Source organism: Desulfoluna sp. CYM3A, from assembly GCF_056829965.1.
Map to the genome: position 1 here is coordinate 2,733,116 of NZ_CP186556.1, position 20,803 is coordinate 2,753,918.

The following is a 20,803-nucleotide window of genomic DNA, read 5'->3' on the forward strand; positions in this document are numbered from 1 at the left end:
ATCTTCGGCAAAAAAGTCACCGAGTTCCCCCACATCAAGCAGCTCTTCTTCGACTCGTACATCCGTATCACGGCCATGAAGCTCTTCGGCCTGCGTGCCACCGACTACATGCGCGCCGCCGGTCCCGAGGATCGCCGCTACCTCCTGTACAACCCCCTCATGAAAATGAAGGTGGCCATCCAGGGCGAGATTGTCCATGAACTGATCTGGGACGTTCTGGCAGCCAAGGGTTTTGAAAAGGATCAGCACTTCGAGCACGCAGCCGTCCAGATCAAAGGCATGCCCAAGCTGGAAGGCACCAAGCACGTCAACATGGCCCTCATGGCCAAACTGATCCCCAACTTCATGTTCAACCCGAAAGAGTACGAAGAGGTCGGCCTGAGAAACGGCGCTGAAAACGACGACTTCCTCTTCAACCAGGGCCCCACCAAAGGCTACGGCAAGATCCAGTTCCACGATTACATGCCGGTCTTTGAAAGCGTTGACCTGCCCAACGTCAAGGTCTTCATCAAGCAGGTTGAGCTCTTCAAGCAGCTCCTCATGGAGTCCGCCAACGACCTCATGGGCCAGATGGCAAACTTCGACTTCCTCTACGCCATGGGCGAGATCTTCTGCGTGATTCCCTACGCCCAGCTCATCGTAGAGAGCGCCAAGCGTGAAGGCATCGAAGACGACATCCTCGACTCCATCTTTGACGTCTTCGTCCGAGACATGAGCCGCTACGCCCTCGACCTGGCCATGAAGCCCTCCAGCACCGACAAGCAGCAGGAGCTCTGCAAAGAGATGGTCATGAAGCCCGTTGTCAACGAGGAGCGCTACAACCGCGTGATCAACGACCACCTGTATGCCCTGGTGGACGCGTACAAGATGAACCCCTAAGAACAGCCCGACCTGCTCCTTCTCCCTGAGATGGGGAAGAAGCAGGCTCCATTGAATAGAAAAAGGCAGGACCGAATCGGTCCTGCCTTTTTTGTTTTCCGCATACCGGCCCATGAACGACCCGGGCTACCCCGCCTCTTTCACCTCACAGCCACCGAGCATGTCGCTGCCCTCATTCACGGAGATGGCCTTCACATCATAAAGCTTTTCCAGCTGCTTGATGATCTGGGGCAGCCTCTCGTCCTGTTTGACCAGAAGCTGCATGCGGCTTTCGGTGGTGCCGGTGAGGCCCACCACGTAGACGCCGTCCAGGTTGTAGTTGCGCCGGGCAAACAGGCCGGCAATCCGGGAGAGAACCCCGGGGTGGTTGGAAACGGTAAGGGTCAATGTGCAATCAATCATGGGTGGCTCCTTCTTCAATCATGCGGGTGTTGGCGGCTCCCGGAGGAACCATGGGAAAAACATTGGCTTCCTGGGGAATGGCGATATCCAGGAGGGCCGGGCCACGGGCGTGGAGAAGACGATCAGGGCCCCGTCGGTACAGGCGGATAGAGGCAAACGGCGCCCCGGAATACCGAAGCCCCGGGCGATGGTGGTCAGATCCGGGTTCCGGTTGTACTGGGAGGCCATGTAGCGGGCCCCGTAGAAGAGTTCCTGCTGCTGGCGGACCAGCCCAAGGGCTCCGTTGTTCAGGACGATGACCTTGACGTTTAAGTCCTGCTCGGCCAGGGTGGCCAGCTCCTGGATATTCATCATGATGGAGCCGTCACCGGAAAAACAGATCACCGGGGCCTCGGGGTTGGCAAGGGCGGCCCCGATGGCCGCGGGCAGGCCGAAGCCCATGGTGCCCAGGCCGCCGGAGGTCAAGAGACGGCTGGCTTCATGGTGGGGGTAGTGCTGGGCCACCCACATCTGGTGCTGGCCAACGTCGGTGGAGACAAAGCTCCCGGCCTCCGCAAGCATGCCGATGCGCCGGATCAATGCGGGGGGCTTGGCGTCGTCCAGCTCCCCTGCCGGAGTCGGGTGGGCCTCTTTCATGACGGCGACCGAGGACTCCCAGGTCCGCCTGGCCCTGTCCGCCACCTTAGGCAACAGGCTGGAAAGAATCTCATACCTGTGATGCTGCAATCCGAGGGTCTCAGCTTATCAATCTCCGCTCCGTCAATGTCCATGTGAATGATGCGCGCATGGGGACAGAAGGCGGCAATGCGCCCGGTGGCACGGTCGTCAAACCGAACCCCCGCGGCAATGAGCAGGTCCGACTGATCCAAAATCAGGTTGGTGGCCCGTGAACCGTGCATTCCAAGCATCCCCAGCGAGAGGGGCGACTCCGAAGGCATGATGCCAAGACCCATCAAGGTGGTGACCACCGGGATCCCCGCCTTCTCGCACAATTCCCGAACCCTTGCACCGGCCCCGGAGTTGATGATGCCCCCACCTGCGTAGAAAACGGGGCGCTCGGACGCGTTGATGATCTCTGCGGCACTGGCAAGGGCCTCCTCTTCCGGTGATGCCGGACAGATCCTTGTGCCCTTCTCCGGCAGGGTGTCTATGTCGATGAGTTCTGTCTGAACATCCTTGGGGATATCGACCCAGACCGGCCCGGGCCGACCGCTCATGGCAATGCGAAAGGCCTCGGGGATCACCTCCAGAAGCTCTGCTGCGCTGCGGACCAGAAAATTATGCTTGGTTACCGGCAGGCTCATGCCGAAGGTGTCCACCTCCTGAAAGGCGTCGGTGCCCATGAGGCTCATGGGGGTCTGGCCGGAGATGGCCACAACCGGCACCGAGTCCAGATGGGCATCGGCAATGGCCGTGATGAGGTTGGTAACACCGGGACCGGACGTGGCGAAACAGACCGCCGGAACGCCCGTGGACAGCCCTGGGCGATGAACCCCGCCCCCTGCTCATGCCGGGCCAGAATGTGGCGGATGGGGCTCTCCCGCAAGGCGTCGTACAGGGGAAGGTTGGTGCCGCCGGGGATCCCGGCAAAGCACTCAACGCCCTGCCGTTCGAGAAGCTTGATAACGATCTCTGCTCCTGAATACTCCATGGTTCTCTCCTTTCCTTAAAATGAAATCATGCGTGCGTGTCCGGCTGTCGTGCCGGATGCCCAAAATTCATGCATAAAAAAACCCCGGTCGGTTGGTTCCGGCCGGGGTTTTGATCAGCGTTGCTCTGCGACTCGTCTCACCCCGGCCTGCCCACGCAGACCACCACCACCACCACCACCACCACACACACCACGAGGGAGGAAATCGTCAGGGTGGTATGGTTGGTTGAGATGGTCATCATCAAAAAGGTCCGTTGGGTTAAGTCGAGGTTGTTAAAAATATAAAAAAAAGCCCGGTCGGTTGTTCCGGCCGGGCTTTGTCTCAATCTATGGGAGCAAAGTCTCAGCCGGAGCACACCACCACATGCACCACCACACCCACCACGCGAACGTCGGCGTTTGAAGCGGTCATCTGAATGTTGTTGAGGCTGAGCACGTTGTTGTTTCCTTATCGTCAAAAAATGGAATATTGGTTAACTTTGAAGGCATTCAAGACATTTGTCAACTGTTTTTACAAATCAAACCATTCAGGTGAGTTTGCCGGGGTCACGCAAATAAAACAACCCCATCAATCCCACGACGCCCCCCTCCTATAACCTATAACCTATGACCTGTTTCCTATTCCCTACTCACTATTACCCATTCACTATTCACTGCCTTAAAGCCCCCTCGCCGCCTCGCTCCTCAGCGCCCCCGAATCCTTCGTTTCAAGAATCTCATTCACCGTTGCCAGCATCTTGGCCCTGTCCTTCTGAAGCTCCCCACTCACCGGCAGGTAATTGGAGGCGTGGGCCCCCACGAATTTAAGCTTATCGATGGTGATGTTCTCGAAGATGGTCTTCATCTCTTCCAGGGTTTCGAAGGGGTCGGGCAACAGGTGAGTCCCTTTTTCGCAGGCTTTAAACAGGGCGGTTCCCGGAACCGGGGTGTAGGTGAGGGCAGCGAGGTATCGGGGCTTCATGCGGTTGGTGATCTCTGCGGTGGCTTCGGCGTGTCGGCGGGCGGCCTCGCCGGTTCCGGCAATGCCCAGGAGCACCATGGAGGAAAGGTTGATGTCGGCCTGGACCAGGCGCTGCCCGGCTTCGAGCATCTCGCCTGCGGTCACCCCTTTCTTGACGGCGGCCAAAACCTGATCATCCCCGGACTCCACGCCAAGGTAGGCCTTGGTGAGTCCGGCTTCCCGCAGAACCGAAAGATCGCCTCCCTTGGCCAGGGTGCTTTGGGGACCCACGTAGCTGCCCACGTGGCGCAGGGAGGGAAAGGCCTGGTAAAGGGCGGCAAGGATCTCAAGGAGGGCGTCGGTCTCCATGGCGATGGCGTCCCCGTCGCAGAGGAACACTTTCTCGACATCGCCGTAGTGGGCCTTGGCCATGCGGATGTCTTCCATGATCTCGTCCATGGCGCGCACCCGATAACGCTTGTCCTTGTACATCCCGCAAAAGGTGCACTTGTTGTGGGAGCACCCGACGGTGCACTGCAGCAAGTAACTGTTGGCCTCGCTGAACGGCCTGAAAATCTGTCCTTCGTATCGCATTGTGTCGCTCCTCAGGTGGGGTGAATATGCCACGGAACTATTTCATCCCTGAGGAATGGAGACAAGCAAAAAACGCCTCCGGCGTCCAGGGAATAAATCCCCTGGACGCCAGGTTGCGAAGGCACCAAGGCAATCATCATGCCAACGTTTTTGAGGCATTCGCGTGCAGTGTGACATATGGCAACCGCTTTTGCAGGAGAGACCCATTTCATTCTACAGGAAATGCGATGAAAGGCATTTAGTACGGATATTTCACGAGTCGGGTGCACTCATGTGCATGACATGACAACCCACTGAGACACTTTACTTTTTTCATCATCCCTGCTAACCGTAAACGAAACAATCACATTGTTCGCCCCCCGCCCCGCCATCCCAAACAGGATACCTGAATCCATGAAAAAAAAGATCGTCATCGAGGCCTTCACTCCCTATGCCATGTCCTGGGTTGCAGGCTCCACCCTGACCCTGGATATCATGAAGCACTTCGGCATCGACACCATGGCTGACGCCACCTGGCTCAACAACGCCATCACCCTCTCAAAGATCGTGGGAAACCTTGCCGCGGCCTGGTTCCTGGTAAAACTCCGGCCCAAGAAAGCCTTTGCCCTGGCCTCGGTCCTCATCACCTGCGGGGTCATCGGCGCCTTTGCCCCTTCCTACACAGTGTATGTCGCCTCCCGGTTCGTCATGGGGTTTGGCGGGGCCCTGGTGATCGTCTATTTCGCCCCCATCGTGGTCCGGTACTTCGACCCGGAGGAGCGCCCCCTGGTCAACGGCATCAACGCAGCCGCCTTCAACACGGGAAACCTGCTGGCCCTGCTTTTCACCGGCGCATTGCTCTCCAAACTCGGTACCTGGCAGAACGTTAACCTGACCATCTCCGCAGCCAGCGGCCTGCTCCTTCTCATCTGGTGGGTGTTAAGCGAGGATTTCGACCTGGGAGGGCAAGGGGCCGATGGCACCGCAGACAGCGCGGAGTACACCCTCACGCAAGGGTTCCGTGAGCCGGTGAACTGGTGGCTCCCCATCACGTACTCGGGGCTTCTCTTCTGCTACATCTCCATTTTTGCTCTCTTTCCACTGATGCCTGACTTTGCAGCAAAGGCCGCCCACCTTTCGGCCATCATGATCGCTGCGGGCATGGCCGGCACCGTTGCCGGGATCCTCAGCGCCAATCGATACCCCCTGCGAATTCCCGTCATCCGCTACAGCGGGCTGAGCATGACCGCCTGCGCGGCGGTGATGGTTCTCACCACAAACCCGGTCATTGCCTATGCCACGGCCTTTATGGCCGGTTTTTTCATGTTCCTTCCCATGCCGGCCCTCACCACCCTGCCCCAGGAGCTACCGGGTATGACGCCGGGACGCATCACCGTGGTGTTCAGCATGTTCTGGTCCGTCTCCTACCTCATCGAAACCATCCTGATGTACGTGGCTGGGGTGTTAGCCGACTCCACGGGCAATATCTCCGTTGCCGCTTACTTTGCTGTGGCCTGCTCTTCGACCTTTTTCCTTGCCTCGTTCTTCCTGCCTGAGACCGGTCGGCAAAAGGCACCGTCACCAACTGTCACCGCTGAAGACACCTTATAGCCCGGCTCGCCCGAAGGGTGAGAAAATCAAGCAGCAAACCCTTTTTTACATTTTGCATTTTCAAAATGGCTGGCATTTTTGCTATAGTACTCTGAAATCATGCAGTTTTCATCTTGGACGTTTGTTTTCTCATCAAATATTCGGGATAGGAGGCACCATGCGAAAGGTATCCCCCAAACTGGAACCCTGGCTGAAAAAGTTTAACGCGCTCCTTGCTCATCTGCAGGCCACCGGCTTCAAGGCCACCCCCACCAACGCCCGGGAAGGCTTGGCAAACCTCACCCGGGGACTGGTGAGTTCCAGTCCCGATGTTGCCTGGGTCCAAGACGACATCATCCCCAGCCCAGGCTTTGACATCCCGGTACGCATCTACCACCCGGACCCGTCCCGGGCCCTTCCGGTCCTGGTCTTTTTCCACGGGGGCGGCCACATGGCCGGGAGCGTCACCGTCTACGACCCCATCTTCCGCAGAACAGCCCTTGCCACAGACCACATCGTGGTGGCCCCAGACTACCGCCTTGCCCCGGAATGCCCCTACCCCGCTGCCGTCAACGATGCGTTCAACACCATCAAAGGGGTGTGGAATGTGTTGAAGAGCCGGGAAATCCTGTTTACCCCCCGGCTCTCCATTTCGGGCGACAGCGGTGGTGGTGCGCTATGCGCCACCGTCGCCCACCTGGCCCAGCATGATGCAGGGACGGACATCAAGCGCCAGGCCATGATCTACCCCAGCCTCGACTACACAATGGACAGCGCCTCCATGGAGGAAAACGCCGTAGGGTACCTGTTGGAAACAGCAAAAGTCCGCTGGTATTTCGACAACTACTTCCAGCACGCAGAGAACCGACGGGAAGCGTCCCCCCTCTACATGAAAACCACGACCAGACTCCCGGAGACCCTTGTGTTCACCGCCGAATTCTGATGTATTCACCAGGGTGCGGCCTATATCCGCAAGGTGGAAGAGGCGGGAGTGAAGGCCGAGCGCCACCATTTCCACGACATGATCCACACCTTCATGAACATGGAAGACCTGGTCCGTGAAGAGTGCGACGCCGTCTACGCCAAACTGGGAGACTTTCTCAACAGGCCGTAACGGTTACCGTTTCTGAATCGTCCCCGACGGTTCAGAGGCCACTGCCGAAAGTTGGTCACTCATGTAGGTATCGAACACCGCCCTCTGTTGGTTGGCGTTGCGGTCCAGGCCGGAGATGATCTTGCTGGTGTCCACGAAAAACGCCCGATGCGCGTTGCCGGTCTTCATGAGCCACCGATACTCCAACACCGTCTCGGGCCGTGCGCACTCCACGCAGTGGTTCCAGAAATCCTCGGCGGTTTCGGCCATGCCATCCGGCCCGGGAGGGTCCGGCGCTTTTTCCAGAACATGGGCCAGAAAGCAATAGGCCATGCCCGCGCCGATCTGGTCGTCCTTGATCCGCTCGTCCAGGGCGATGGCCTTTCTCAGGTACGTTTTCGCCACCTCGTAGTCCTGTGTCTCCAAAAGGGCCCACCCGAGATTTCGGTTGAACTGATACTCCAGATCGAGGTTCCGCGGCTCCAGGGCCTCCACCCTCTGGAGCCCCAGCATGAGAAAGGACTGGGCCAGGCGCGGGTCCCTGGCCTGGGTGATGGGGTTCATACGGTTGATGAGCAGGCGACCGAGATTGTTGATCCCGGCCAGGTCTCCGGCGCGTACGCTCTGGTAGTAGTGATCCCCGGCACTCTCCTGCATGCCGATGGATTCATAGATCTTTCCCAGCTCCGACTCAAAGGAGGCCTCCTGGGGATCGAGCTGCAGTCCCCTCATAAAGAAGGTCTCTGCATTGTTCAAATCTCCGGCGTCGTAGGCGCGGCGCCCCGTCTCATCGTAATGATTTTTCAAATAAGAGCTGGTACTCATCACGCCCACCAGAAGAATGACTGCCACCACGAGCACCACCTCGCTCTGGAACTGGGTCGGCACCCGCAGGCTTTCTAGGATGGTTTTTACCCGGTCTCGCCCCGAAGCGGTGAGGGTCCCCTGGCTGATGGCGGCAAGCCCCCCTACCTGGGCGATGGTGGAAAAAGTGGAGGCCACGGTCAGGTCCCCCACGGAGAGGGCTTTTACAATGGTCACCACGTGACTGGCGCCCAGGCCGATGACCAGCATGGTGGCAAAATTCCACACCCAGTCAAAACGATCCCAGGCAGAAGCTTCCGGCGTCATGTGCCACCACCAGGCGTCGTTGTCCGGCCCGCACTGCTCCCGCCACCGGTCCAGCTGGATCACTTTGTTCACAAGCGTCGCGTTCTTCAGAAGCCAGCGGTCCAGGGCCTTGATCCTTCCGTCCGCCCGGATAAACCACGCGGCGGCCTCCTCGTCGTTCACGTCAAAGGTGCTGTAGGCATCGTGGATGGCGTCCCGGGTAAAGAGGACCTCCAAAACCACCTGCTTCTCCTCCGCCGTGAAGCTCGTCTTGTCCACGGACAGGCTCTGCATTTCCGTGAGCCCGTCCTGAAGGCGGTTGAACAACTCCGAAACCCGTTCAATCTTGTCCGATTCCGTCATGGTCACCTCCCGTTATCCGGTCTTTCCTTCTTTAAGGAGTTCCTTTCGTATCCCCTTTTCAAAATCCCGCCGTCCCACACGTTGCCGGCCCTCACGCAGGGCCTGGATCGCGCCGAAACGAATCACGTTGACAATGGAACCGCCGGTGAGGGCGTGGGCTTCGGCCATGGTGGCCACGTCCACGTCATCGCTCAGGCGGGACACCCCGTGCAGGGCCCGGGTCCAGATCTTCTGCCGCTGCTCCGCATCGGGGACGGGAAAATAGATCGCCGATTGAAACCGCCTGAAAAAGGCCTCATCCAGATTGGCCTTCATGTTGGTGGCCAGGATCACGACCCCGGGAAAGTCCTCGATTCGCTGGAGAAGGTAAGCTGTCTCCTGATTGGCGTGGCGGTCGTTGGAGCTGCTGGCCTGGGTGCGCTTGCCGAAAAGGGCGTCGGCTTCGTCAAAAAAGAGAATCCAGTTACGGTGCTCGGCCTGATCGAACACCCCGGCCAGGTTCTTCTCCGTTTCCCCGATGTACTTGGAGATCATCATGGACAGGTCGATGCGGTAGACATCCACCCCGCAGGCCTCACCGATGAGGGAAGCGGTCAGGGTCTTTCCCGTGCCCGGGGGCCCGTGGAACAAGGCTCGGTACCCGGGTTTCAGCACCCGGGAGAGTCCCCAGGACTCCATGATTTCATCCCCGAAGCGCCCCCACCCCACGATATGGTCGATCTCTTCCATCACCTCGGCAGACAGGACAAGGTCGTCCCAGGTCAGGGGCGTGGTGAGCCGCCTTGCCGGAAACCCGGCACCGTACTCGGGCCGATGGACGCCCCCGGAGGTAATCCGATGCAGAAAGGCCTCACTCACCTGCAGGGACCGACTCCACAAAGGCTCCCCAGCTTCCCGGCCCTCCAGGGCCAGCACCCCGTTCCGGGCAAAGGAGTGCCCCTCACCAAAGAGGGACAGCAGGTCCATCCGGGCCGAAAGGTCGCCCCCGGCCACGATAAAGGCCGCGGTTTCTCCCGTGGGTAAAAACCCGCCGTGGCGGTTTCCCGTCACCCCTCCAAACTCGGTGAACCCCCTGTCAATGGTCTTGTTCTGGATAAAAAAGGTGTCGAGGACCTGGGGACGGATGTGGGGCGCAAGGGCCAGCACAAGCACCAGCCGCTCCCGGGCATCCAGTTCCAGCCCGAGTACCACCTCGGCAAAGGGGGACGGATCCCCGGAAAGATCCGGCGGCACATGGGCCTCGATGCCCCGCACCCGGCACTCATGGCCGAAGTACAGGGCAATCCGGGTCTCCAGGACCTGCTCGAACCAGGCGAGCTCCTGCTCAAGGGCGCGGGTGAAGGATTCTGGGGCTGGAGAAGATGACTCGTTTGGAAAAGGGGGCATAGGAAGGGGTGTCTATCACGTGGCATCAATGGGCAATGTGGAGAGACTGCAAAAAAAGCCTGCGGGACGCATTCCCAAGCGAAGCATGGGAACGAACAAGCGGCGCGGGCTTGGTATCGTGCCCTCAATCACAATTGGCTGTCTCGCTCCCAGGCTCTGCCTGGGAGTGTCACACGCAAGGCTCCGCCTTGCCGGTGAGCTTAATCGTTCCATGGCTGGCACACCACGCAGGTTCCGCTAACATCGCACATGGAGGCAGAGCCTCTGAGGCTCATTCCCAACAAGCAAAACATTACCCTCACAGGTGCAGCTCATCAGCAAATGTGAAGGGGACGAAGCCCCGAAGCATTTGCGAACCTGGGGTCACAGGGCTTTAGCCCCTTGCCGCGGCTTTAAACCGATCCAGAAGCCCGTTTACCCATGGCATCGGCTTCAGCTTCCAGGCCCGGGTTGTCATTCACCGGCATGCCCGAGACCTCGCAGGTGGGAGAGACCCGACCTTCCCGCTGCTGCACCACATGGGCCAGTTCGTGGCCGATGAGTTCGCGTCCCGAGGTGGTGTCCGGCCTGAACTGGCCCGGGGCAAAATGGACGTCATGGCCCTGGGTAAAGGCCTGGGCGCCCAGGGCCGGGGCTTTGGATGAGGAGGGATGCACGGTGATATCGGAAAAATCGGTGTTAAAGGAGCGCTGCATCCCCTCTTTGACCCTGTCCGGCAGGCCGGTGGTGTTCCTGGCCTGTGCCACGATGGCCCCGCACCGCCGCTGCACCGCATCGGGGGTGTGGCAGGCTTCGGGGGCCCGGTTTTCGGACGCGACGGTAAGGGGCGATGCCCCCTCTTTTTCGCTGCGTTGGACAAAATCTTTCATGATCTGTTACCTCCAATTCACGTAAAGAACCTGTTTCATCCAGGGGTGTTTAATGGGGGAGATCCCCCAGGGAAGCCGGTCCAAAAGCACATCCCAGGCCCTGGGTTCAACGGTGAGATGCCAGGCCCCCTCTTTGAGTATCAAATCCCCCGAACGAACGAGAAAGGACTCTCGAAGGCCCTGGGGGGAAGTGTTTTTCAACGCTGTCCAGTGAGCAATGACGGCACGGAGCAGCTGGTCGGCCAGGCCCGTCTCTCCCTCGGAGAGGACCATGGGATCAAGAATGCGGCCTTCCGAGGCCGTGCCGCAGAGAAGGCGGTTGAGCACCAGGGGATACTCCGGTGTCTCCAGGGCGTTGTGGGAGAGGTAATGAAGGAGCAAGGCGGCCCTGTCTGCCTGGACGGGGTCTGAAAACCGCCCGTGTTCGAGGTAACCGAGGCGTGAAAACAGGGAGGGAAGATACGGAGAAAGGATCACAAGGCCTGCACTCGCCACCCGGCAGACCTCGCCTTCGGCCACCTCCGTATCCCATGGCTGCTTTGCAGGGGGCGGGGATGCATCCGGGGCCATGGGCTGAGCGGACGTTTTTCTGTGCCGGGCTTTTTCTTCTGGAGCGGCCGGTGCCGGTGCTGTGACCGTCGCCTCCTTGGCGTTTCCGGCCCGACCGCCGTAGAGAACCCCATGGACAGCTGCTGCCGCCGCTTCTCCTCCGGGACCTTTTCCCACTGCGGCGGGCAGCAGGCCAAGGAGTGTTCCGGCCAATTGCGGGCTGCCGTGACGCCCCATCCAGGCCAGGAGACTTCGCAGAAACAGGGTCGGCGTCATGGGACCATGGGAAGGGGCCGCGGCCAGTTGAAAGGCCCAGGCACGGATACGAAGGGCCCAGACTCCCAGCCCGGAGTTCCTGCCTGACGCTCCGATGGCGCGTATCACGGCATCCAGGACCCCATGCACACCCAGGCCCCACGACGGAGCGAGCACCCCAAGGACCCGGGCCCCGTCCCGGGCAGGCAGGACCTCTGCCAGGCGCCTGGCCGCGCGCAGGGATCTCAGCCTCTCCGCAAGGGGTTTTCCGAAAGGGGCCCCGTTGCGGGCGAGGGCGGCCCGAATCTCCCGGGCACACAACTCCTTCTCCCCGGGGGTGGGGGGCACATCGCTGTCAAGAAGCCGCAGCAACCGCACCAGCGCCGGGTGAATCGTGGCTGGATCACTTAGGCCTGGTCCGTCGGCCGATGGTCCCTGCCCTGCCGCCACGGCATCAGGACGTTCAACCGCCGCTCCGGTCTCTGCAGGGGGCTTTTCAGAAGCCGACGTGGTGTTGCCATCCCCGGGAACAAGGGGCGCCCCACCTGTCCCGTCCGTTACCCGGCCCTCTTCTTTTGTTGCAGGGGCTTTTCGCTGATGCTCCTCCATCCACAACTCATCCAGCAGGGCCAGATCGTCCTGCTCCCGCTTGCCCCCGCCCGTGGCGTAGACATCCCTGAAAACCGAGAGAAGGGTTCCGTAGGCCATGTTGTACCGGGAGGCCATGCCCGAAATGAGGCGTTGGAGATACCGCTTGAAGTTGAACCGGCTCTTTCGCTCCACCAGGAGAAAGGCGAGGCTCAGCTCCCAGAGCTGGTGGGAAAATGCCTCTCGGCCCGTAACCTCCGGGGTCCGCTTTTCAAAGGTGGTACCCCGGGAAATGCAGCGGTTGACAAAACGCCCGGCAGCAGCCTCTTCTGGGCCCAAAGCGGCCACCAGGGATTCAAGCTGCTCATGGGAGAGGGCCTTGACCATGGCGGACCGAACATCGGCCCGGCGGCCCTCATTGAGCACCAGGCGGCGCACCTCTTGGGGACATCGCCCCCGGCCAGGGGAGCGTATCACGGCCTCGATCTCAGCAGGGGTGCCCTTGCCAATGAGCACCCGCTCCAGCGACCCATGTTCCCACAGCGGCCCATGCTTTTGCCCTTTTTGGGCGGAACCCCTGTGTTTCTTCTCTTCAGCGGCCGAATCCCGGGCCAGGCTTCCCAGTATCTCCCGCATCTCCTGCCCCGCAGCCCCCGGTACCTGGAGAAAGACAGCCTGAAAGGCACGGAGAAGCCTTCTGGCATCCACATTTTCATGGGACGCGATGCGGGAGATCAGGTGGGAGACGTATTGCCTCCGCTCAAACCGGGCCTTGCCCTCCACAAGGAGATACCCAAGGGTAAACTCCCACAGGAGCCGCTCAAACCCGTCCGCATCGCCGGAGACCGGGGCTGTATGCTTGAGAAGGAGCCTGTTTTCAGCGGTCTTTGCCACAAATCCTCCCACAAAGCCCCCGTGTTCCGGGGAGAGCTGCATGGCGCTCTGCCTCAGCCGGTCCCTGCCCAGATAAAGGGCTGCATGACGAGGAACGTTTCTCTCGTGGGCGTAATAGAAAAAGAGGTGCCTCACCACCCAGGGGAACTCCGGCCACAGCTCCACCATGCGCGACAGGTTCCGGCCACCCCGCCCCAGAACCAGCACCTGCTTGAGCACCCGCCTGAACGCCGCCTCTCGGCCGTCCCCCTTGGTACGCCGGGTTGGCGGCTGCGGTTCCGGCCTTTGTGCCTGGGCATCGGAAGCCCCTTTCTCGCCCCGGGGTGATGCACCTTGAGCGTCTTCAGATGCGAGGTGAGCTGGCGTATCAACCGGGCCTCAAAGTGCTTGGGAATGAGTTCCGCCGCCTCAGTTGCCGTCACCTCCCCCAGGTCCAGCACAATCCCGGGAATCACTACGTCCCCTTCGGGCCAGTCAAAGCGCTCCAGCACAGATTCAAAGACGGGCATCACCCTCTGCCGCAAAAGGGGCACCAGGACATGTTCCATGGCCCGCAGCTTCTCCCTGTGCCTAGGCCACCTCAAAACGGGCTCTGCGTACTTTGAAGATCGGGGTCATCACACCTGCCTCAGGGAAACTGGGCTCGCTGCCGGTTTCTCAACCAGATCAGCACAAAAACCGCACAGGCCGTGGCTATGATGACCGCCGCCGTCTCATTGGTCCAGTTGTTCTCCGTGGGGTTCACGGCCTCGTAGAGCCATACCAGCCCGGCAAAGAGAAAACCTGTGCCGATGGCCCAACCGTAAAACCGCTCGATAAAATTGCACACGGGCCAGGACCAGCAGGAAAGAAGGGCCACAACGACCATCCCCAGCCCCAGGGCCCACGCGGCGCCCTTGATAAGGTAGCGCTTGGAACAAAGGGCATTGCCCAGGCCTGATTTCCAGACGATCTCCGCAAAAAAGTCCCCCTGGTCTTCAAGCCGTGCCCGGTTGTAGGCAAGGAACACGGTGGCCGTCTCGTCGGTGAGGTCCATGGCCAGCCCGCCGAACCCCAGGGTCCGGGCCAGCTCCATGGGCTCGTACCCCTCTTTTTTCCGATGCGCCTTGTACCAGTCGAAGGACATCACATGGTACACCTTGGACCTGTCCCCGTCCTTCAGCGAGACCAGGGGCGAATAGTATTGCCAGAGGGCCTCGTTGAGCTTCGGCGTGGTCATGTTCTTCATGAGCACCACCACGTCCAGCAGGATCACGTCCACCTCAGCCAGCAGCTTTTCCAGATAGCTGTAGAGGACGCTGTCCTCCCTGGCATCATCGCAGTGGGTCAAACACAGGTTGATGCGCGCGCCGCCATCCTTGAAGGACTCCATCTTCTTCAATTTGTAGATGAGGTTCATGACCCGCTGCCGGGGAAGCATATGACGCTCTTCGGCCTTTTCTTTGGTGTCGGTTGCCGTCACATTGAAATAGTCCCCGATGTAGGCCATGGGAAACCGCAGAAGCACCCCGTCTGCCTCCGCCCCCTGGACATAGGCGTCTATCTCCTCGGCGAGGTTGATGATGGAAAAAGCGTTGGCCTCCTCCACCCAGGCCCCCTCCCCCTCCTTGACCCAGGACGGAACGTTTTGAGAACCCTTGCCACCGTTTTCTCCCTCACCCGTTTTTTCCTGGGGTGCTTTCCCCTTCTCACCGGCCTCCTCTTTCCCTTGGTCGGCTTTTTCGGCCACGGCTTCGCCGCCATCGGCCTGTGGATCCCCTTCGCGCCTGATCCCCAGGTCAATGATGAGGTCCACCCCGGTACCGTAGGCCCGCACCGCGAGGGTCATCTCCCGGAGGTCGCTGCCGTCCCTGCCCAGATAGCCGAACACACTGGGAACCGCGCCGTCAGAAAGCCCGATACGGCTCCACCCCTGGAGGTCCACGTCAAGGGCCTTGCCACCCTGCATGTCGAACAATCCGTAGGTTCCCTTGTAATCATGGGTATCCGGAGGGCACCCACACCCGTCTACGGGGGTGATCCCGGCTGAGCTGCCAGCAAACGCAACGCCCACGGGGTACGCGGGCACCATCAGCACGGCACACATCACCCCGACCATCCTGGCCCGCCTGAGCCACGGCCCCACAGCACAGCGCCGTCGGCACCATCCGTCCATAGGCATCACCCCTTGTCCTCCCATGTGTTGCAGCCGAGTTCGTAACACATCTCCAGCAGCCCCTGGCCCAGGTCATGGTGATGTGCGGGGCTCAGCTTCACCGCCCTCTCCGGTTTGTAAGCATAAGGGGTCAACCGGTAGTGCCCGGAGGTTTTCCTCGGCCGGTATTCAACGGCCACGTCCTTGCCCAAAATCTCACGGATCATCTGGGTCAGGTGATCTAGGCGCACGGCCTCGCTACCCGTCATGATGACATGCCGGTTTTCGGCGCCCTTCTCCAGGCACCCGACACAGGCCTCGGCCAGGTCGAACACATGGATATACTCCCGGACCTCGTCCGGGGCTCCGTAGCAGGTAAGCTTCTTTTCACCGCATGCCTGTCGCATCATGGCCCCGATGGAGTTGAACGGCCGCCGGGGCCGTAAGGGGTGCCGATGCGCATGGTATACCCCAGGCCAAAGGCCCTGGCGTACTCTTCGATGAGCTTTTCACACGCCTGCTTGGAGACCCGGTAAAAGCTCCCCAGTTCGTTGTAGACATACATGGTGCTGGCAAACACGATGTGGGCCACCCCGGCATCGGCACAGGCCTCCAGGATGGCACAGGTGCCCATGACATTGGTCTCCAGGGTCTCCCAGGGGCGCTTTGCCGACTCCGCAATGTCCGCAAGGCCCGCAAAATGAAACACGGCTGTGGCTCCTTCGACGGCTCTTGCCACAGCCTCCCGGTCCAGGAGGTTCCCGGTCACCATGGCCTGGTTCTCCTTCAAAAAGAGGGACGCCTTCCGGTCAAAAACCACAACCCCGTACCCCTTTGCGCTCAGCTCATCGGCCACATGGCTTCCGATGAACCCTGAACCGCCGAACACAACCGTTTTTTCCATGGTGGCAGACTCCTTTTCATCACGTTTTATCAAAGGTGGCCTGATGGCCTCTCAGGGATGGAGACAACCGACGAAACCGGCGTGCCCGGGGGAAAGGGAGAGGCCTGGCCCTGGGGCACGATGCCCAGAAAACGGGTGCCGGTTGCCTTTGCGGCGCGGTAATCGGCCATGGCATCCCCCACCATGAGGCAGGCATGGGGTTCAAGGCCATGACGGGCCTGGAGGCGGTTGAGGAGGTCTGGCTTCGAATCGGGAAACCCGTGGACTTCCGTGAACCATGGGGCCAGGCCCCGGGCCCGCAGAAGCTCCCTCACCTCATCACGGGGGGCACCGGAAACAACAAAGGCTGGAATCCCTGCGCCATGGAGAAGGGCCAGGCTGTCCAGGGTCCCCGGGATCAGGGGGGCGGTGAGCAGACCACGACTCACCATCCCGGAGAATTCCCTGCTCAGCCGGTCAAGGACGTCGTCGTCCACGGGCAGATGAAGCAGCTCCTCGTAATAGTGCCTGAACTTCACGAACCGGGAGACACCGCCGTTGGCCAGGTGATGGGCCACCACGGCCCTTTGCACCTCCGGGCCGAAGTCCCGGAACATCCGGGCAAAGGCCTCGGTCTTCACCGGTACCGAGTCCAGAATGACCCCGTCAAAATCGAAGAAAACACCCTGCCATGCCATGACACTCTCCTTTTAAGAGCCCCCCAGACATTCGAGGACCCCGTCCACGGCCCGAGCCTCCATCCTCACCCGGCCCTCCCGGGCGTAGGAACCGATATGGGCGGTAAGAAGCACCGTCTCCATCCCCACGAGGGGTCCGGCATAGGGCTCTTCCTCAAAGGTATCCAGGGCCGCTCCGGCAAGATGCCCGGAATCCAGGGCACGGAAAAGGGCCTCCTCATCCACCAGCCCACCCCGGGAGGTATTAATAAGAAAGGCCCCTTTTTTCATGGCCTGCAGCCGCTCTTCATTCATCAGGTAACGGCTCTCCGGGCTGAAAGGGAAGATGGAGTGTTACGATATCCGAAGCCTTAAGCAGCTCCGCCAAGCCCACCTGACGGCACCCGGAAGGAAGGGACGTCAGTGGGCGGGCATCACACACCGGCACCCGGCACCCAAAGGGACTCAAAAAACCTGCAACCCGGTACCCCACCCGGCCGAAACCGATGATCCCCACGGTTTTCCCGGCCAGGAGTCCTCCCATGGGGCGAGCCCACGTGCCGGAGCGAATGCCTGCATCCGAGCGATGAAGGCCCCGCAAAAGGCATAGCATCGCCCCCAGGGTGAGCTCGGCCACCGAGTCCGCCGGGCCATCCGGTGTGGTAAACACGACAATCCCAAGCCGGGCAGCCGCCTCCAGATCCACGGAGTCCAGGCCCACGCCGCAGCGGGCGATGACCTTGAGACCCGGAGCGTTCGTGAGCACCTTCGCCGTCAGGGGCTCTACACCGGCGATGAGGGCCACGGGGGCGCTCTCCCGGATAAGACCGGCGACCTCCCCTTCGGTGAGACGCCTGCCAAAGGGATTGAGCACCGCCTTGAAGCCGGCACGTTTCAACCGCTTCAGGGGAGCGGGATCGTGGATCCCGAAGGTGGAGGTGGTGATGAGGATAACGGGCTTGCCGCCGTTTTCAGTCATAGTAGTTGTCCGTGGCCCGGGCAAAGGACTCGTAAATGGTGGGGATGGGAAGATCGCGCTGTTCCATGGCCGATTTTTTCACGGAGATAAGAAACTGCCGGGTCCGCTGCACCTCCATGTCACCGGCCCTTTCCCCCCTTGCGATGGCAAGGGCCATGCCGCCTGCCACCTCCCCCTGCTCGTAACCCGAGGTAAAAACCGAAATCATCCCCCCGTCGGCCACATTGACCAGGGACATCCCCAGGATAGGAATCCCCGAATTCTTCTCGTGGATGCTGACCCCATGATCTCCGAAGGGGGGACAGGCTCTTTTTCTCCCGACGGCAGACGAAATTCCCGGTAATCGCTCACCAGGATCATGTCCGCATAGCCGTTGGCCTCCCTCACCGCCCGTTTCCACTCCCCGAACCGGCTCACCCTCATCGGGGGGCACCACGCAAGGGGCGACCAGTCAAAGGCGTTAAGTTCGGCCAGTTCGGCGGTCACCGAGTCCGAGGCATCGCAGACAAACACCACCCGGGGGTGATCGCCCCCGGACTTTTCCGGCCGGAACCCCTTGGCCCGGGCCACCATCATCAGGGTCTCCCGAATGGCCGAAAGGGGTTTGCGTTCCAGAATGCCGGTGACGTTGCCCGCGCCCTCGTACCCGTAGACTCGGGTCTCCCCGTTGACCCCGCAAAAGACAATCTGAATGGTGCTGTCGTTGACGTAGCGCTGCCCCACCAGCTGCTGCCCGAGGTCATCGGAAATAACAATGACATCCGGTTTCCATTTGCGGATGGTGCGATGGGCCGTGGAAGCGGCGGTACGCTTGAAATCCTCATCCATATGGTTCTTTAAATCCATGTAGTGATAACGAAGGGCAATGTCGTGGTGGCCGTCGAACACGCGCCGGATCCCCTCGTTGATCTGAACCACCCACGGGTAGTCTGTGTGGTAGCTGTGGAGAATCAGGATCCTTGGTTTCTGGGCTTTCTGGGAGACAATAAGGGCCGCAGCCAACATGACGACCCCTGCCCTGACCCATACCGATACCTTTGTCTTGGGTTTCATATGATGTCCAGATACCTCCAGAAAGGAAGGGACGCGTAGATGGCCAGCACGCGCCCCAGGATCATGAGGATGTTAAAGCGGATGATCCGCCCCTCGTCGTAGTGCCCCTCCAGCCCTTTAAGACCTAAGATGTCCTTAAGCTGGATAAAGTAGCCGCACTGGTAAGAGAAAAGGTAGGCCTCGGCCATGGTCAGGATAATGAACCCCACCACCCAGGGGGAGACCCCGGCCACATCGGCCAGGGGGAACAGGGCCGTCACGAACAGAATCACGGTGATGGGCTCGGGCAGAAAGAGACGCACCAGCACGATGAGCAGGCACAGGAGCCCGATGAACATGGGCAGGCTGCTACGCATATACTCCCCGAGCCAGCCAAGGTAGTCGGCCACCAGGGTGTCCAGGCCGGTGAGGGACATCACGGGCAGCCAGGCGATGATGGCCCCCACAAAAAGCAGGGTGGACCAGTCGATGTGGGACCGGATCTCCCGTTTCCCCACCCCGCCGAAGAGGATCAGCACGGTGAAGATGGAAAGGGCCACCCAGGGAATCTCCACCTTGTGCACCGACGAAAGCAGGATCCCCAGGATAAGCACGGCCATGGACATAACGGCGGTGCGCTCCAAGGGGGACAGGGGGCCCAGCACCTTGAGCTGCTCGGCAACAATGAACCTGGGAATCCTGAACCCCCGGGACTCTCTGAACACCACCCAGGACGCACCGAAAAACAGGATCAGCATGAGCCCCCCGGAGAACGAAGCGGCAACCAGCCAGTTCATCCATTGAAAAGCAAACTGGGTCTGGTAATCGAAGAGACCAAGGACAATGAGGTTGGCCGGCTTGCCCGTGAGGAACACCGAGGCCATCAGCCCGATGCCCCCCAGGGTGCTGTTGACGAAATGCGCCCCGAGAACGTCTTTTTCCGAGGGATTTGACGCTCCCATGAGGTCCACCAGAAACGGGGAGACAATGGCCATGCGCGCGCCCTGGGACGGCACCACGGGTGTCAGGAACAACCCGCTCAAAAAGAGGCAGATGCTGTACCAGAACGAGGAAGCAGGCACCAGGCTGAGGACCATGAGGGAGAGGCGAAAGGTCAGGCCCGAGGCCACCATCACCGCCCCCACCCCAAAGACGCTGAGGAGCATGAAAAAACTCCCCGATGCAAACCCGGAAACCGCCACCTCCGGCGGCACGATATCCAGGAGGATCACCATGATCACCACAAAAAGCGGCGGCGCAAAGGCGGGCACGAGCTGGAACACCCACAGGACGACGGCCGAGGCGATGATGGCCAGATAAAACCCCGTGTTCTTTTCCAGTCCGAGAACGGAGGCTGCCAGCCAGCACCCCAGGGCCACCAGCAGGGTGACGCCCCACCCCACCGTCTCCCTCACCGGAAAAGCCGCTGTCTCTTCGGTCTCCCGGTCTTCGCCCGTGGATGCATAAGCCTCGCATGCCTCGCAGGATGCCAGCTTCACATACGAATCAAAAAACAGGTTCTTGATCTCCGGGTGGGCATCGGCCAGTTGCCGGATATCCAGGGTGGGCACCTCGATGACGGATGCAGGCTCCACGGCAACGGCCGTAACGCTGTATGTCCGGGCCCCCAGCACCGCCTCCTGGCCGAGGTATCCACCAGGGGCCGATGGTGCCCGGCGCCACAGGCAGACCCTGCCGTCCCCTTCCCCGGAGAGGGTAAAGGCGCCGTGCCGAACGCAGACAGACACCGTGTCCGCGGCATCTCCCTCCCTGAAAAGCACCTCCCCTTTGTCGATGTGACGCTCCACCACGTGCATCAGCATGTGGGCCAGATCGCCTGCCGGGGCGCGCCCCAGGATGGCATCCCCCAGAAGGGTCTTGGAAAGGGACGGAAAGGCTCCCAGGTCATCGGAACGGGACTGTTCCCCCATGGCGTTCTCCCTTTTTCTCGTCTGT

Annotated in this window: 22 protein-coding genes and 1 pseudogene; 4 read left to right on the forward strand and 19 right to left on the reverse strand. The window is 60.6% G+C overall.

The annotated features are described in order from the left end of the window. Positions 1–879 carry an acyl-CoA dehydrogenase family protein gene (locus ACOYW1_RS13890; RefSeq protein WP_482423722.1) on the forward strand — a complete coding sequence of 293 codons (879 nt, stop codon included), beginning with the start codon at positions 1–3 and terminating at the stop codon, positions 877–879. A 126-nt stretch (positions 880–1,005) separates the two neighbouring features. Here the strand turns inward: ACOYW1_RS13890 and ilvN are convergent, their stop codons facing one another. From ilvN to ACOYW1_RS13915, 5 genes and pseudogenes are all read right to left on the reverse strand, one after another. After that, entirely contained in the window at positions 1,006–1,281 is a 276-nt protein-coding gene (gene ilvN, locus ACOYW1_RS13895; RefSeq protein ID WP_482423259.1) for an acetolactate synthase small subunit, read from the reverse strand. 18 nt (positions 1,282–1,299) lie between these two features. After that, positions 1,300–1,917, reverse strand: coding sequence for a thiamine pyrophosphate-dependent enzyme (locus tag ACOYW1_RS13900; RefSeq protein ID WP_482423260.1), 618 nt, complete (start codon positions 1,915–1,917; stop codon positions 1,300–1,302). Continuing rightward, the gene (locus ACOYW1_RS13905) at positions 1,914–2,633 is read right to left on the reverse strand and encodes an acetolactate synthase large subunit family protein (protein WP_482423723.1); all 720 of its coding nucleotides are present in this window, start codon (positions 2,631–2,633) and stop codon (positions 1,914–1,916) included. Before ACOYW1_RS13905 ends, ACOYW1_RS13900 begins: the two co-directional genes overlap by 4 nt. Positions 2,634–2,645: 12 nt before the next feature. Then, positions 2,646–2,932, reverse strand: a pseudogene (locus ACOYW1_RS13910) (thiamine pyrophosphate-binding protein); the annotation flags it as partial. A 658-nt stretch (positions 2,933–3,590) separates the two neighbouring features. Next, entirely contained in the window at positions 3,591–4,466 is an 876-nt protein-coding gene (locus ACOYW1_RS13915) for a radical SAM protein (protein ID WP_482423261.1), read from the reverse strand. A gap of 393 nt (positions 4,467–4,859) precedes the next feature. On the opposite strand from ACOYW1_RS13915, the gene ACOYW1_RS13920 reads away from it, so the two are divergent. The 3 genes from ACOYW1_RS13920 (at position 4,860) to ACOYW1_RS13930 (ending at position 7,149) form a co-directional block, all read left to right on the forward strand. Next, positions 4,860–6,056, forward strand: coding sequence for an MFS transporter (locus ACOYW1_RS13920; RefSeq protein WP_482423262.1), 1,197 nt, complete (start codon positions 4,860–4,862; stop codon positions 6,054–6,056). Between the two features lie 157 nt (positions 6,057–6,213). Beyond that, on the forward strand, positions 6,214–6,978 hold the full coding sequence (locus ACOYW1_RS13925; RefSeq protein WP_482423263.1) for an alpha/beta hydrolase fold domain-containing protein: 765 nt from the start codon (positions 6,214–6,216) through the stop codon (positions 6,976–6,978). A 33-nt stretch (positions 6,979–7,011) separates the two neighbouring features. Next, positions 7,012–7,149, forward strand: a complete 138-nt coding sequence (locus ACOYW1_RS13930) for a hypothetical protein (protein ID WP_482423264.1) — start codon at positions 7,012–7,014, stop codon at positions 7,147–7,149. 3 nt (positions 7,150–7,152) lie between these two features. Here the strand turns inward: ACOYW1_RS13930 and ACOYW1_RS13935 are convergent, their stop codons facing one another. The 14 genes from ACOYW1_RS13935 to ACOYW1_RS14000 all read right to left on the reverse strand — a co-directional run bounded on the left by ACOYW1_RS13935 (position 7,153) and on the right by ACOYW1_RS14000 (position 20,778). Continuing rightward, positions 7,153–8,601 carry a hypothetical protein gene (locus tag ACOYW1_RS13935; protein ID WP_482423265.1) on the reverse strand — a complete coding sequence of 483 codons (1,449 nt, stop codon included), beginning with the start codon at positions 8,599–8,601 and terminating at the stop codon, positions 7,153–7,155. 12 nt (positions 8,602–8,613) lie between these two features. Continuing rightward, positions 8,614–9,987: an ATP-binding protein gene (locus ACOYW1_RS13940; RefSeq protein ID WP_482423266.1), complete on the reverse strand. Its 1,374-nt coding sequence runs from the start codon at positions 9,985–9,987 to the stop codon at positions 8,614–8,616. Positions 9,988–10,379: 392 nt separating this feature from the next. Then, positions 10,380–10,856 carry an eCIS core domain-containing protein gene (locus tag ACOYW1_RS13945; RefSeq protein WP_482423267.1) on the reverse strand — a complete coding sequence of 159 codons (477 nt, stop codon included), beginning with the start codon at positions 10,854–10,856 and terminating at the stop codon, positions 10,380–10,382. Between the two features lie 6 nt (positions 10,857–10,862). Next, a complete protein-coding gene (locus ACOYW1_RS13950; RefSeq protein ID WP_482423268.1) occupies positions 10,863–13,361 on the reverse strand; it encodes a contractile injection system tape measure protein in 2,499 nt (832 codons plus the stop codon). Then, on the reverse strand, positions 13,274–13,690 hold the full coding sequence (locus ACOYW1_RS13955) for a hypothetical protein (protein WP_482423269.1): 417 nt from the start codon (positions 13,688–13,690) through the stop codon (positions 13,274–13,276). The genes ACOYW1_RS13950 and ACOYW1_RS13955 overlap by 88 nt, the downstream gene beginning before the upstream one ends. 80 nt (positions 13,691–13,770) lie before the next feature. Further along, positions 13,771–15,303, reverse strand: a complete 1,533-nt coding sequence (locus tag ACOYW1_RS13960; RefSeq protein ID WP_482423270.1) for a hypothetical protein — start codon at positions 15,301–15,303, stop codon at positions 13,771–13,773. Then, positions 15,303–15,686 (reverse strand): NAD-dependent epimerase/dehydratase family protein, encoded by a 384-nt coding sequence (locus ACOYW1_RS13965; RefSeq protein WP_482423271.1) that lies wholly within the window; start codon positions 15,684–15,686, stop codon positions 15,303–15,305. The genes ACOYW1_RS13960 and ACOYW1_RS13965 overlap by 1 nt, the downstream gene beginning before the upstream one ends. After that, complete coding sequence (locus ACOYW1_RS13970; RefSeq protein WP_482423272.1) at positions 15,683–16,180, reverse strand: NAD-dependent epimerase/dehydratase family protein; 498 nt, start codon at positions 16,178–16,180, stop codon at positions 15,683–15,685. Before ACOYW1_RS13970 ends, ACOYW1_RS13965 begins: the two co-directional genes overlap by 4 nt. Positions 16,181–16,209: 29 nt before the next feature. Beyond that, positions 16,210–16,857: an HAD family hydrolase gene (locus ACOYW1_RS13975; protein WP_482423273.1), complete on the reverse strand. Its 648-nt coding sequence runs from the start codon at positions 16,855–16,857 to the stop codon at positions 16,210–16,212. 12 nt (positions 16,858–16,869) lie between these two features. Then, on the reverse strand, positions 16,870–17,151 hold the full coding sequence (locus ACOYW1_RS13980; protein WP_482423274.1) for an NAD(P)-dependent oxidoreductase: 282 nt from the start codon (positions 17,149–17,151) through the stop codon (positions 16,870–16,872). Beyond that, entirely contained in the window at positions 17,144–17,815 is a 672-nt protein-coding gene (locus tag ACOYW1_RS13985) for an NAD(P)-dependent oxidoreductase (protein WP_482423275.1), read from the reverse strand. The genes ACOYW1_RS13980 and ACOYW1_RS13985 overlap by 8 nt, the downstream gene beginning before the upstream one ends. Next, positions 17,808–18,053 carry an ABC transporter substrate binding protein gene (locus tag ACOYW1_RS13990; protein ID WP_482423276.1) on the reverse strand — a complete coding sequence of 82 codons (246 nt, stop codon included), beginning with the start codon at positions 18,051–18,053 and terminating at the stop codon, positions 17,808–17,810. Before ACOYW1_RS13990 ends, ACOYW1_RS13985 begins: the two co-directional genes overlap by 8 nt. After that, positions 18,020–18,868 (reverse strand): hypothetical protein, encoded by an 849-nt coding sequence (locus ACOYW1_RS13995; protein WP_482423277.1) that lies wholly within the window; start codon positions 18,866–18,868, stop codon positions 18,020–18,022. The genes ACOYW1_RS13990 and ACOYW1_RS13995 overlap by 34 nt, the downstream gene beginning before the upstream one ends. After that, positions 18,865–20,778: an SLC13 family permease gene (locus tag ACOYW1_RS14000; protein WP_482423278.1), complete on the reverse strand. Its 1,914-nt coding sequence runs from the start codon at positions 20,776–20,778 to the stop codon at positions 18,865–18,867. The genes ACOYW1_RS13995 and ACOYW1_RS14000 overlap by 4 nt, the downstream gene beginning before the upstream one ends. Between the last annotated feature and the right edge of the window lie 25 nt (positions 20,779–20,803).